General features: G+C 63.8%; 9 protein-coding genes and 2 pseudogenes. 9 read left to right on the top strand and 2 right to left on the bottom strand.

The annotated features are described in order from the left end of the window. Positions 1-319: 319 nt before the first annotated feature. Complete coding sequence (locus tag ABS769_RS21580; protein WP_317063177.1) at positions 320-937, bottom strand: TetR/AcrR family transcriptional regulator; 618 nt, start codon at positions 935-937, stop codon at positions 320-322. 132 nt (positions 938-1,069) lie between these two features. On the opposite strand from ABS769_RS21580, the gene ABS769_RS21575 reads away from it, so the two are divergent. From ABS769_RS21575 to ABS769_RS21550, 6 genes and pseudogenes are all read left to right on the top strand, one after another. Continuing rightward, the gene (locus tag ABS769_RS21575; RefSeq protein WP_317063178.1) at positions 1,070-2,293 is read left to right on the top strand and encodes an efflux RND transporter periplasmic adaptor subunit; all 1,224 of its coding nucleotides are present in this window, start codon (positions 1,070-1,072) and stop codon (positions 2,291-2,293) included. Positions 2,294-2,309: 16 nt separating this feature from the next. Continuing rightward, positions 2,310-5,453 (top strand): efflux RND transporter permease subunit, encoded by a 3,144-nt coding sequence (locus tag ABS769_RS21570; protein WP_317063179.1) that lies wholly within the window; start codon positions 2,310-2,312, stop codon positions 5,451-5,453. Between the two features lies 1 nt (position 5,454). Beyond that, entirely contained in the window at positions 5,455-6,969 is a 1,515-nt protein-coding gene (locus ABS769_RS21565) for an efflux transporter outer membrane subunit (protein ID WP_317063180.1), read from the top strand. Next, on the top strand, positions 6,962-7,651 hold the full coding sequence (locus ABS769_RS21560) for a TetR/AcrR family transcriptional regulator (protein WP_317063181.1): 690 nt from the start codon (positions 6,962-6,964) through the stop codon (positions 7,649-7,651). Before ABS769_RS21565 ends, ABS769_RS21560 begins: the two co-directional genes overlap by 8 nt. A gap of 229 nt (positions 7,652-7,880) precedes the next feature. Beyond that, positions 7,881-8,866, top strand: a pseudogene (locus tag ABS769_RS21555) (aldo/keto reductase). A gap of 109 nt (positions 8,867-8,975) precedes the next feature. Beyond that, a pseudogene (locus tag ABS769_RS21550) lies at positions 8,976-9,173 on the top strand (hypothetical protein); the annotation flags it as partial. 209 nt (positions 9,174-9,382) lie between these two features. On the opposite strand, the gene ABS769_RS21545 reads toward ABS769_RS21550, so the two are convergent. Beyond that, positions 9,383-10,282, bottom strand: a complete 900-nt coding sequence (locus ABS769_RS21545) for a LysR family transcriptional regulator (RefSeq protein WP_317063182.1) — start codon at positions 10,280-10,282, stop codon at positions 9,383-9,385. Between the two features lie 188 nt (positions 10,283-10,470). On the opposite strand from ABS769_RS21545, the gene ABS769_RS21540 reads away from it, so the two are divergent. From ABS769_RS21540 to ABS769_RS21530, 3 genes are all read left to right on the top strand, one after another. Continuing rightward, entirely contained in the window at positions 10,471-10,944 is a 474-nt protein-coding gene (locus ABS769_RS21540) for a (R)-mandelonitrile lyase (protein WP_317063183.1), read from the top strand. Between the two features lies 1 nt (position 10,945). Then, positions 10,946-11,320, top strand: a complete 375-nt coding sequence (locus ABS769_RS21535) for a hypothetical protein (RefSeq protein ID WP_317063184.1) — start codon at positions 10,946-10,948, stop codon at positions 11,318-11,320. A 260-nt stretch (positions 11,321-11,580) separates the two neighbouring features. Further along, a complete protein-coding gene (locus tag ABS769_RS21530) occupies positions 11,581-11,784 on the top strand; it encodes a hypothetical protein (protein WP_006450229.1) in 204 nt (67 codons plus the stop codon). The last annotated feature ends 324 nt before the right edge of the window (positions 11,785-12,108 follow it).

Genomic DNA, 12,108 nt, shown 5'->3' with positions numbered 1-12,108 from the left:
ACCTTACGCGGCATGGATGCCGCGTAAGAGCCTACATGGACGTACTTGCGGCGTGTCCCGCGACGGTGGGCGGGCAAGGGCCCTGCAGCCAGGCAGCAGATCCGCCGGCCTGTGCAGTAGGCTGGCGTGAAGTAGTTTTGTTAGCCGCTCTTAGTTGCAGGCAGTGCGCAGACGCAGCAATCCGCTGCACACAAATGCGCCGTTGTTGTCACACCAACAAAGCCTCGAACATCACGCGTGTGCACGAATGCTGTGCAGCCGCAGAAGCGAGAGCGTTAGCGACTCATCGCTTACCCAACGTATCAAACACCGCCGATCATCACGCAGCGGTGTTCTTGCATCCATAGCCCGCCAGAAACAGCTCCACTGCGCGTTGCGTCGCATCGCGTAGATACTCCGGCGATGGGTCTTTGAGTGCGCCGAACAGGCAGGGCATCAGGGTTTGCGCTTCCAGCAGCGCGCCCAGTTGCTTGGCGGCCAGGGTCGCGTCGCCGCGCCGCATCAGGCCCAGGTCCATCTGCTGCTGCAGATACTCGGCCATGCGCTGCATGCCTTCTTCGGGGCCGGCATTGAAAAACAGCGCGCCGACGTCCGAGCGTCCTGACACCCCGATGATGGTCTGCCAGATCGTGATCGAGCTGGGTGCGCAGAGGAAGCCAAGGAGATCTTCGCCGAAGCGCTGCAGCGTCTGGGCGACAGGGCCGCTGCTGCGCGTCAGCGCATCCAGCATCGGGTCGATGTAGCTGTCGGACGTGTCCTGGGCGAAGGCGATAAAGAGCTCTTCCTTGGACGGGAAGTAGCCGTACAACGTGCGCTTGGAGCCGCCCACGCGGGCGGCGATTTGCGACATCGAGGCGCCTTCAAAGCCCAGCTCGAGGAAGACCTCGCTGGCCGCCTGCACGATGGCGTCGCGTTTTTCTTCGGTTCTGACCCGCATCCACTCACTCCACTTTTGAACTTTAAGTATACCGACTGGGCAGGAATGCTTGACGGCTACGGATGAGCTTATTAGGATACCAAACCGTACCGTTTAGATTTAATCCTCATGCGTCCCGTCGGAGACCTTCTCGTGCGTCCTCATGCTTCGTTTCGCCTGCCTGTGCTTGCCGCTGCCGTTGCCGCCACCGTTCTGCTGAGTGCCTGCGGCAGCCCGCCGGGAGGTCCGCCGCCGGCTGAGGGCATGCCCGAGATGAGCGTGTTGACCGTCAAACCGCAGCCGGTGACGCTCACCACCGAACTGCCCGGACGCACCGTTCCCTACCTGATCGCCGAAGTTCGCCCCCAAGTGGGCGGCATCGTGCAGACGCGCCAGTTCACCGAGGGCGGCGACGTCAAGGCCGGGCAGACGCTGTACCAGATCGACCCGGCGACCTATCGGGCCAGCTATGCCAGCGCCCAGGCCACCCTGGCCAAGGCGCAGGCCAATCTGCGCACCGCCAAACTCAAGGCCCAGCGCTACACCGAGCTGGTGCAGATCAAGGCGGTCAGCCAGCAGGAGGGCGACGACACCGATGCTGCGCTGGGCCAGGCCGAGGCCGATGTGGCTGCTGGCAAGGCCAGCGTGGAGACCGCGCGCATCAACCTGGCGTTCGCGCGCATGGATGCACCGATCTCCGGTCGCATCGGCCGCTCCAGCGTGACCCCCGGTGCGTTGGTGACCGCCAACCAGGCCACCGCGCTGACCACCATCCAGCAGCTGGACCCGATCTATATCGACGTCACCCAGCCCAGCGCGGCGTTATTGCGGCTCAGGCAGGCGATGGCGCGCGGCGATCTGGAAAAGGCCGGCGACGATGCGGCCAAGGTGTCGCTGCTGCTGGAAGACGGCAGCACCTATCCGCTGCAGGGCCAGCTGGCGTTCTCCGATGTCACCGTCGACCAGAACACCGGCTCGATCACCTTGCGCGCGGTGTTCCCGAACCCGAATGCGGAGTTGCTGCCGGGCATGTATGTGCGCGCGGTGCTGCAGGAGGGCATCAAGGAGCAGGGCGTGCTGGTGCCGCAGCAGGCGGTCTCGCGCAATGGCGCCGGCAAGCCGACCGCGTTCGTGGTCGGTGCCGATCACAAGCTGCAATTGCGCGTGCTGGAAACCGACCGCGAAGTGGGCGACCAGTGGCTGGTGCGCAGTGGCCTGAAGACCGGCGAGCAGGTGGTGGTCGAAGGCGTCTCGCGCGCCCGCGACGGCATCGAGGTCAAGACCGTGCCGTGGCAGCCCAAGGGCAAGCCCGCGACTGCTGGTGGTCATGCAGCCGGCACCCCTTCCGCCCCAACCGCACCGCGTGCGGCCAACTGAGGCGGGATCACACGTCATGGCACGCTTTTTCATCGATCGTCCGATCTTCGCCTGGGTGTTGGCCATCATCGTGATGCTGGCCGGCATCCTGTCCATCGCCACACTGCCGATTGCGCAGTACCCCAGCATCGCGCCGCCGGCCGTCGCCATCACCGCCAACTACCCGGGCGCCTCGGCGCAGACCCTGGAAGACACCGTCACCCAGGTCATCGAGCAGAAGATGAAGGGGCTGGACCACCTCAGCTACATGGCCTCCACCAGCGAATCCAGCGGTGCGGTGACCATTACGCTGACCTTCGACAACGGCACCGATCCGGACACCGCGCAGGTGCAGGTGCAGAACAAGTTGTCGCTGGCCACGCCATTGTTGCCGCAGGAAGTGCAGCAGCAGGGCGTAACGGTGACCAAGTCGGCCACCAACTTCCTCAACGTGCTGGCCTTCACTTCCGAAGACGGCAGCATGAGCGATTCGGACCTGTCCGATTACGTGGCGGCCAACGTGCAGGAAACCATCAGCCGCGTCGAAGGCGTGGGCGACACCACCTTGTTCGGCTCGCAGTACGCCATGCGGGTGTGGATGGACCCGAACAAGTTGAATAATTTCAGCCTGACCCCGGTGGATGTCCGCACCGCGATCCAGGCGCAGAACGCGCAGGTCTCGGCGGGCCAGTTGGGCGCGTTGCCGGCGGTGGCTAATCAGCAACTCAATGCCACCATCACCGCGCAAACCCGGCTCAAGACGGCCGAGCAGTTCGAAAACATCCTGCTGCGCACGCAGTCCGATGGCGCGCAGGTGCGGTTGCGCGATGTGGCGCGCATCGAACTGGGTAGCGAGAGTTACAACACGGTGGGCCGCTACAACGGCAAGCCGGCTGCCGGTCTGGCGATCAAGCTGGCCACTGGTGCGAATGCGCTGGATACCGTGCGCGCCATCGACAAAAGCCTGGAAGAGCAGGAGAAGTTCTTCCCGCCCGGCATGAAGGTGCAAAAGCCGTACGACACCACCCCGTTCGTGCGGATCTCCATCGAGCAGGTGGTGCACACGCTGATCGAAGCGGTGGTGCTGGTGTTCCTGGTGATGTATCTGTTTCTGCAGAACTTCCGCGCGACCTTGATCCCCACCATTGCGGTGCCGGTGGTGTTGCTGGGCACGTTCGGCGTGCTGGCGGTGTTCGGTTTCACCATCAATACGCTGACCATGTTCGCGATGGTGCTGGCGATCGGTTTGCTGGTGGACGATGCGATCGTGGTGGTGGAAAACGTCGAGCGTGTGATGGGCGAAGAACACCTGTCGCCCAAGGAAGCCGCGCGTAAATCGATGGATCAGATCTCTGGTGCGTTGGTGGGTGTGGCGTTGGTGCTGGCCGCGGTGTTCGTGCCGATGGCGTTCTTCGGTGGCTCCACCGGTGTGATCTATCGGCAGTTCTCGATCACGATTGTGTCTGCTATGACCTTGTCGGTGCTGGTGGCGATGATCCTGACTCCGGCCTTGTGCGCCACCTTGCTCAAGCCGGTGGAAAAAGGCCATGGCCTGGCCACCACCGGTTTCTTCGGCTGGTTCAACCGCGTGTTCGATCGTGGCAACAACCGTTACCAGGGCGTGGTGCGGCACATGCTGGGCAAGGGCTGGGGTTACATGCTTGCCTATGCCGCGCTGCTGGCGTTGGTGGTATTCGGCTTCATGAAATTGCCGGTGGGGTTTTTGCCGGACGAAGACCAGGGCACGCTGTTCGTGCTGGTGCAGTTGCCGCCCGGTGCCACCGATGCGCGCACCGGTGAGGTGCTCAAGCAGGTGGAACATCACTTTCTGGTCGACCAGAAGGATTCGGTCGCTGGTGTCTTCGCCGTGTCCGGTTTCAGTTTTGCCGGTAGCGGCCAGAATACCGGCCTGGCGTTCGTCAAGCTGCGGCCGTGGGACGAGCGCACCGGCAAGGGGCAGAGCGTCACCGATGTTGCTGCCAAGGCCGGTGCCTTTTTCGCCGGCATCCGCGATGCCAGGGTGTTCGCGTTCGCACCGCCGGCGGTGTCAGAGTTGGGCAATGCCACCGGCTTCGACCTGATGCTGCAGGACCGCGCCAACCTCGGTCATGAAGCTTTGATGCAGGCGCGCAATCAATTGTTGGGCGAGCTGTCGCAGGACAAGCGCCTGGTGGCGGTACGCCCGAACGGGCAGGAAGACACGCCCGAGTTCAAGCTGGAGATCGATTCGCACAAGGCGCAGGCCATGGGCGTGTCGATCGCCGACATCAACAACACCTTCTCCAGCGCGTGGGGCAGCGTGTACGTCAACGACTTCATCGACAAGGGGCGGGTCAAGAAGGTGATGCTGCAGGCCGATGCGGTGTACCGCATGAATCCGCAGGACATCGACCGCTGGTTCGTGCGCAACAGCGCCGGCACCATGGTGCCGTTCAACGCCTTCGCCACCGCCAGCTGGCAATCGGGCTCGCCGCGGTTGGAGCGTTACAACAGCGTGCCGTCGGTGGAAATCCTGGGCATGGCGCTGCCCGGCGCGGCATCCAGTGGTGAGGCGATGCAGATCGTGGAAGCGGCGGCGGCCAAATTACCGCCGGGTATTGGCTATGAGTGGACCGGGTTGTCGCGGCAGGAAAAGTCCTCCACCGGCCAGACCGGCCTGTTGTACGGCCTGTCGATCCTGATCGTGTTCCTGTGTCTGGCCGCGTTGTACGAAAGCTGGGCGATTCCGTTCTCGGTGATTCTGGTGGTGCCGTTGGGCGTGTTCGGCACGCTGCTGGGCGCGATGCTGACCTGGAAAATGAACGATGTGTACTTCCAGGTGGGCCTGCTCACCACGATTGGCCTTGCATCGAAAAACGCGATCCTGATCGTGGAGTTCGCCAAGGAGCTGCATGAAAGCGGCAAGAGCCTGATCGACTCGGCATTGGAAGCGGCACGCATGCGCTTGCGGCCAATCTTGATGACATCGCTGGCCTTCATCCTGGGCGTGGTGCCGTTGGTACTCGGCAGTGGTGCCGGTGCGGGCGCACAGCATGCGTTGGGTACCGCCGTGATCGGCGGCATGTTGTCCGGCACGATCCTGGCGATCTTGTTCGTGCCGTTGTTCTTTGTGTTGGTGATGGGCCTGTTCAAGCGCCGACCACAGCCCACTTCGCCCGCCCCGCAACCGACAGGACACTGAGATGACCCCGATTCGCATGACATTGACCGCGATCGCGGTGGCCAGCGTGCTGTCCGGTTGCACGCTGATGCCGCGCTATGCACGGCCCGACGCGCCGGTGCCGGAACGTTTTGCCGGCACCGATATCACCATTGCTTCGAACGCCACCGACGCCGCCAACACCGCCAACAGCACCGGCACCCACGAGGCGACGGACATCGCCAACATCGGCTGGCGGCAGGTGTTCACCGACCCCGCGCTACAGCAGGTGATCGCGTTGGCGTTGGAGAACAATCGCGATCTGCGCGTGGCCGCGCTCAACATCGAAGTAGCACGTGCGCAGTACCGGGTGGAGCGCGCTGCGCTGCTGCCTTCGATACAAGGCACCGGCACCTCCAATAACGCGCGCACCCCGGCGGAGCTGGCGATTCCGGGCCAGCCGCAGGTGTTTCGCACCTACAGCGCCAACATCGGCATCAGTGCGTACGAGCTGGATCTGTTCGGGCGTGTGCGCAGCCTGAAGGAACAGGCGTTGCAGCAATTTCTGTCCACCGCCGAGGCCCGCCGCAGCACGCACATCAGCCTGGTGGCCGAAGTGGCCACCGCCTATCTGACGCTGGCGGCGGATCAGCAGTTGCTGCAGTTGGCGCAGTCCACCTTGACCAGCCAGAGCGATAGTTATCGCTTGCAGCAACGCAGCTTCGAGTTGGGCGTGGCCTCGCAGCTCACCCTGCGCCAGGCGCAGACCACGGTGGAAACCGCACGGGTGGATGTGGAGCGTTACACCGCGCAGGTGGCGCAGGATCGTAATGCCCTGGTGCTGCTGGTGGGCACGCAGGTGCCGGTGGACCTGTTGCCGCGTGCGTTGCCCGATGGCGCCAGCGTGGACGGCAACGTGCTGGCCAGCGTGCCGGCCGGGTTGCCGTCGCAGTTGCTGCAACGCCGCCCGGACATTCTTGAAGCCGAGCGCAACTTGCGGGCGGCCAATGCCAATATCGGTGCGGCGCGCGCAGCGTTCTTTCCCAGCATCAGCCTGACCGCATCGCAGGGCTCGTCCACCAGCAGTCTGTCCAACCTGTTCGATTCCGGTACCCGTGCCTGGAGTTTCGTGCCTACGCTGACGTTGCCGATCTTCAACGCCGGGCGTAACCGCGCCAACCTGGACATGGCCAAGGCCAATCGCGCTATCGAAGTGGCGCAGTACGAAAAGGCGATCCAGAGCGCATTCCGCGAAGTGTCCGATGCGCTGGCGCAGCGCGAGACGCTGGGCCGGCAATTGCAGGCGCAACAGGCGCTGGTGGATGCCACTGCCGACAGCTACCGGCTGTCGCAGGCGCGCTTCGAACGCGGCGTGGACAGCTATCTGCAGGCGCTGGATGCGCAGCGTTCGCTGTACAGCGCGCAGCAGACCCTGATCACCACGCAGCTGTCGCGCTTCACCAATCTGGCGACGTTCTACAAGGCGATGGGCGGCGGCTGGCTGCAATCGGCCGAGCCCAATGTGGCCACCACCGCGACAGGTCAGCCCAATGGCTGAGACGGACGGTGATGCCGCGCCTGCACGCCCGCCCAGACGCGCGCACGACAAACGTGGCGCGATTCTGGCGGCGGCGCGGCAGCTGTTTCCGCGCCAGGGGTTCGACAAGACCAGCATGGACACCATCGCCGAGCGTGCGATGGTGTCCAAGGCCACGGTGTATGCGCATTTCGCGTCCAAGGAGGTGCTGTTCCGCACCACGCTGGAAGCACTGGCGCATGCATCGCCCAATCGATGGGACGCGTTGTTGGAGATGCAGGCGCCGTTAGAGCAGCGCCTGGCGGCGGTCGCCAAGGCGGTGCTGCGGATCTCCACCAGCGGCGTGCTGGACGATGCGGCGTATGGCCTGGTGCGGCCGCCGTTGTTGCCCAGCCAGATGCGCGAAGAGATGTGGACGCTGTCCTTCGAGCGCTACGACAACATGATGCGCGCGCTGCTGGCGCGCGAAGTGGAGCGGGGCAACCTGGTCATCGACAATCTGCCCGATGCCTCGGTGCATTTTTTCGGCTTGATGACCGGCTTGCCGGCAAATGCGGCGATGCGTGGCGATGGCGTGGATGCGGATTTTGTGCAGCAGGAGCGCTATGTGAGCGGTGCGGTCGCGCTGTTCTTGCGTGCGTATCGGCCGGATGTTGCGCGCACGGTGGGCACAACCAGGCGCGAAGTGCCGAGCGGGTTCTAGGCGCGCTGGAATCGCGCTTGCGTGTGTCTATCGCGTTTGTATGCGCCCATCACTGGCTTCATGACACGCATGCCGACCACTGCGTTGATGAAGCGCGCTCATAACCGTTAGCGCCAGCCGCTGTGCAATGTGCGCGTGGCGCAGGATTATGGTGTGGAATCGGTGCTGCAGCGGTGTTGCCGCCTGCGGCCGACTCATCCAATGCGGCCGTGTGCCGCGGGAGTAAACGATGCAAACACGACAGTTGGGAAACAGCGGGCTACAGGTGTCCGCATTGGGCTTGGGTTGCATGGGCCTGAGCTACGGCTACGGGCCGGCGACCGCGCGCAAGGACGCCATTGCGCTGCTTCATGCGGCGGTGGAGCAGGGCGTGACCTTCTTCGACACTGCCGAAGCCTACGGGCCCTTCGTCAACGAGGAACTATTGGGCGAGGCATTGGCAGCGCATCGCGACCAGGTGGTGATTGCGACCAAGTTCGGTTTCAAAGACGGACATGCCGATGCCGGTCTCGACAGCCGCCCCGAACGGATTCGTGCTGTGGCCGAGGCCAGCCTCGCACGCTTGAAGACAGACCGTATCGATCTGTTCTATCAACATCGCGTGGACCCGGCGGTGCCGATCGAAGAAGTCGCCGGGACCGTCAAGGATTTGATCGCCGAAGGCAAGGTCAAACACTTCGGCCTCTCCGAAGCCGGTGCAGACACCATTCGTCGCGCGCACGCGGTGCAACCGGTGACCGCGTTGCAAAGCGAATACTCGCTGTGGTGGCGCGAGCCGGAGACCAGCGTGCTGCCGACGCTGGAAGAACTCGGCATCGGGTTTGTGCCGTTCAGCCCACTCGGCAAGGGATTTTTGACTGGCGCCATCAACGCCGAGACGCAATTTTCCGACGACGATTTCCGCAATCAGGTACCGCGCTTTGCAGCCGAAGCGCGGCAGGCCAATCAGGCGCTGGTCGAGCGCATCCAGGCCATCGCGGCAGACAAAGATGCAACGCCGGCACACAGGTCGCATTGGCGTGGTTGCTGTCGCGCAAGCCGTGGATCGTGCCGATTCCCGGCACCACCAAGCTGCATCGACTCGAAGAGAATCTGGGCGGCGCTGCTGTGACGTTGAGCGGCGAGGATCTTGCGCGGATTCAACAGGCGTTGGATGCCGTGGCGATTGTCGGTGAGCGGTACAGCCCGGAGCGGCAGAAGCTGGTTGGTAAGTAGTAGAGCGGCTGATCTGCTTCTTGGCTGCAGGGTCCTTGCCCGCCCACCCTCGCGGGACACGCGGCAAGTACGTCCGTGTAGGCTCTTACGCGGCATCCATGCCGCGTAAGGTCCCGCGACGGTGAGCGGGCAAGGACCAGTCGAGTTGGTCGGTGCATGGCTTTCAACAAAGCAGCCAGGAAACTCTCTGCTGCGGTGTCCTCGCCGCTTGCGGGACCGTGTGGCGGCATGGATGCCGCCACCGAGCCCCCAGGGATGGGTTTACGGCGTGTCCCGCGAGCGGCGAGGGCACCGCGCGCTCGACTAACCAGGCTGTTGAGTATTCGGCTACATCCAAATGACGCGACGACGCGAAGTCTCGGTTGTTTTGGAGTGATTGAGCAGTGCGGATAAATCAGGTGTAGAGCGGCTGATCTGCGGCGTGGCTGCAGAGTCATGCCTGCGCACCATCGCAGGACACGCCGTAAGTACGTCCTTGTCTCCAGGGCGGCACCCATGGCGCCCCTTGCGCCCGCGTCAACGCACCAGATCGTGCCGCAGCGCATCGATCACCACCTTGAGTGCGCTGGAGGATTGGCGGCGGCTGGGGTAATAGGCGTAATAGCCGTCGAACGGGTCGCACCAGTTGTCCAGCACGCGGCGCAGCCGGCCGGCGGCGATATGCTCCAGCACCATGGTTTCCGGCAGAAACGCCAGTCCACCGCCAGCCAGTGCGGCGCGCAGGATCGCGCTGCTGCCGTTGAAGGTCCATTGCCCGTCCACCCGCACCTTGACTTCGCGTCCGTCCTTTTCGAAGTCCCAGGGCAGCAAGCCGCCGTGCGTGGGCAGGCGCAAGCCGATGCAGTTGTGCTGCGCCAGTTCGGCCGGTACCGCCGGGATGGTGTGATGCACGAAGTAGCTGGGCACCGCCACCACTGCCATGCGCTGCATCGGGCTGATCGGCACCGCGATCATGTCCTTGGCCACCTGGTCGCCGAGCCGGATGCCGATGTCGTAGCGCTCGGCGACGATATCGGCCAGGCCGTAATCGACGGTGACCTCGATCTTGAGGTCCGGATAATCGGGCAACACCTTCGATAGCGCCGGCCAGATGTAGGCATCGGCGGCATGGCCGGCGGTGGTGATGCGGATGGTGCCGGCCGGTTTGTCGCGAAATTCGGTGAGCGCCGAGAGTTCGTCGTCGATTTCTTCCAGGCGCGGTGCCACGGTCTCGAACAGACGCGCGCCGGCTTCGGTCATCGACACGCTGCGTGTGGTGCGGGTCAATAGACGAATGCCAAGCCGCGTTTCCAATGCGCGCACGGTATGGCTCAACGCCGACTGCGAGACGCCCAGTTGCGCGGCGGCACGGGTGAAGCTGCCTTCGCGTGCCACGGTGACGAAGACCTGCAGATCGTTGAGATTTTCACGCGCCATCGATGCAAATGCCGACGTCAGGCATGCCATTCATGCGGCTGCATCATGCGTGATGGTACGTGATGGCTTCAAATCCGAGTGCATTGCCCGCATTGATGCGCTGTGTTTCTAGGTGCATGCGCAATCGGGTGAGTAGTTGGTGTACGCATGCGCGCTACAGTTCAAGCACTGGATCAAGGAGCACTGCAATGAATCTGTTCGCAACTGCGATGTCGCTGTCGATGATGGCCGCCGTCACGCCCGGTGGTGAAGAGCAACAAGCAATCAGGGTGAGCAAGGCCGGTGGCGTGGCCTCTGCAGTCGGCCCGGCCGACTATTTCACCGGCAAGGTGCGTATCGATGCGCCATTCCAGACCGACGCGCCGGCGCGGGTGGGCGGTGCCACGGTGACCTTCGAGCCGGGCGCGCGTACTGCCTGGCACACCCATCCGTTGGGCCAGACGCTAATCGTCACCGCCGGTGCCGGGCGTGTGCAGGAATGGGGCAAGCCGGCGCAGGAGATCCGCCCCGGCGACATCGTGTGGATTCCGCCGGGCGTCAAGCACTGGCACGGCGCCAACGCGACGGTGGCGATGTCGCATATCGCCATCGCCGAGGCACAGGACGGCTCGCCGGTGACCTGGCTGGAACAGGTCAGCGACGCGCAGTACGCGGCGCAGTGAGGTGACGGTCGGCGATGCCACAGCCTGGCGGCAATCGCCGTTGGGCAGCTACCGCATCGAGGTCACTGCATGGGAAGCGCGGATGTCGTTGTGGGTGGAAACCCCGCAGATCGTCGATGTACGCGCTGGCACGGTGCTGCTGAGGTTCGACAATCCGTGCTGGTCGTTGGAGACGGCGCACTGGCACAGCGATGTTGCAGTCGAGCTCACGCTACGGAAGTATCCGGGCGATCACCAACCGGCGCAGGTGGTGGCGATGCTCAATTGCCGCGATCGCAGTGCGAAGGTGGCGTCCAGCACGGTGTGCACGTTCGCAGAGCTGGAACACACGCTCGATTGCTTCCTCTCTACCGGTGAACCGTCGCCACCTCGGTAATGGCCATCTGACCCACCAGCGCATGCGCCTTCAGGTGGTACAGCAGTTCGCGCATTGCAAGCGGCGCGAGCACATCGCTCTGGCGTGGTCGATCGAGCAGACCTCGCGAGCCGCAACGCGGCATCCTTTCAGTTGGCGTGCCCCACACATGCTGTCCGGCCCCGAGTGTGTGCGCCGCTGAAGGGCAGGGCCGCCGGCGCTGATAGAGCGCTCACGCACTCGCCGTATCATGAGCGCCTGTTTCCGTGATCGTGTCGCCCATGCCCGCACAACGTTCGACCATCCCCGCGCCAACGAGTCCCGCCGACTGGAAGGCGATCGAAGCTGCCGCCAGCGCTGAGCTGGCCCGGCGCACCGAGCAGGCGCATCAGCAGATCCTGGGATTGTTGACCACCCATGGCCATCTGCTCAGCGACGCGCAGCGGCGCGGTTTGCACAAGCGCCTGTTGCGTGCCGGCCGCTAAGAGCGGCTAACAAGACCTCTGGAACGCTACATCGATGGTCGCAAATGCTGGCCACACTCGCCTTTGTTGACAAATGAAGTGCAGAGATGAAGTACAGAGATTTTGAGTCGTGGCGCCGTTTTAGCTGCGATCAAAAGCTTGGTTGGTCGAGTGCGCGGTGTCCTCGCCGCTCGCGTGACACGCCGCAAGTACGTCCATGTAGCAACTGTGTTGATCAGGGCCTCAACCCGCGACCTTTGAGCGGTTTCCTTCAGGCGCGTTCATCGGTAGGTGCCGGCCGCTGGCCGGCACGCTTTTTTGCGTTTGCGCATGGCCGTCAAATGC

This window comes from Xanthomonas hortorum, assembly GCF_040279205.1.
Classification (GTDB): domain Bacteria; phylum Pseudomonadota; class Gammaproteobacteria; order Xanthomonadales; family Xanthomonadaceae; genus Xanthomonas; species Xanthomonas hortorum_F.
This window is presented reverse-complemented; position numbering and strand designations above follow the sequence as displayed.

Excerpts from the sequence above, each read along its gene's own strand:
- ABS769_RS21560 (WP_317063181.1), top strand. The coding sequence starts at position 6,962 with ATGGCTGAGACGGACGGTGATGCCGCGCCTGCACGCCCGCCCAGACGC.
- ABS769_RS21570 (WP_317063179.1), top strand. The coding sequence starts at position 2,310 with ATGGCACGCTTTTTCATCGATCGTCCGATCTTCGCCTGGGTGTTGGCC.
- ABS769_RS21580 (WP_317063177.1), bottom strand. The coding sequence starts at position 937 with ATGCGGGTCAGAACCGAAGAAAAACGCGACGCCATCGTGCAGGCGGCC.
- ABS769_RS21540 (WP_317063183.1), top strand. The coding sequence starts at position 10,471 with ATGAATCTGTTCGCAACTGCGATGTCGCTGTCGATGATGGCCGCCGTC.
- ABS769_RS21545 (WP_317063182.1), bottom strand. The coding sequence starts at position 10,282 with ATGGCGCGTGAAAATCTCAACGATCTGCAGGTCTTCGTCACCGTGGCA.
- ABS769_RS21530 (WP_006450229.1), top strand. The coding sequence starts at position 11,581 with ATGCCCGCACAACGTTCGACCATCCCCGCGCCAACGAGTCCCGCCGAC.
- ABS769_RS21565 (WP_317063180.1), top strand. The coding sequence starts at position 5,455 with ATGACCCCGATTCGCATGACATTGACCGCGATCGCGGTGGCCAGCGTG.